This window comes from Bacteroides sp. AM32-11AC (genome assembly GCF_003603515.1).
GTDB lineage: Bacteria > Bacteroidota > Bacteroidia > Bacteroidales > Bacteroidaceae > Bacteroides > Bacteroides uniformis.
The window spans coordinates 495,889-496,145 of sequence record NZ_QTNH01000001.1 but is presented as its reverse complement, the minus strand read 5'-3'; the positions used below and the strand labels follow the sequence as shown (position 1 = coordinate 496,145).

1 protein-coding gene is annotated in these 257 nt (G+C 54.9%); it reads left to right on the top strand.

The genetic code is table 11. From position 1 onward, the window contains the following. On the top strand, positions 1-257 hold a 257-nt coding region (locus DW800_RS19855; RefSeq protein ID WP_243634887.1), incomplete at both ends, for an FGGY-family carbohydrate kinase.

Here is a 257-nt window from a genome sequence, read left to right as displayed (position 1 = left end):
AAGGCGCCCTTCGTGATGCAGACGCTGGCGGACGTGCTGGACATGCCCATCCGTGTGGTCCGCTCGGAGCAGACCTGTGCCTTGGGAGCGGCAATGTTCGCGGCAGTTGCCGCAGGGGTGTACAAGGATATCAATGAGGCGACAAGGCATATGGGGTCGGACATCGAGGCTGAATACCGGCCGGATGAGAAAAGAGCCCTCATCTACGAAAAACTATACAAGAAATATCTTGAACTGGCAAAACTTGCTGAAACCAT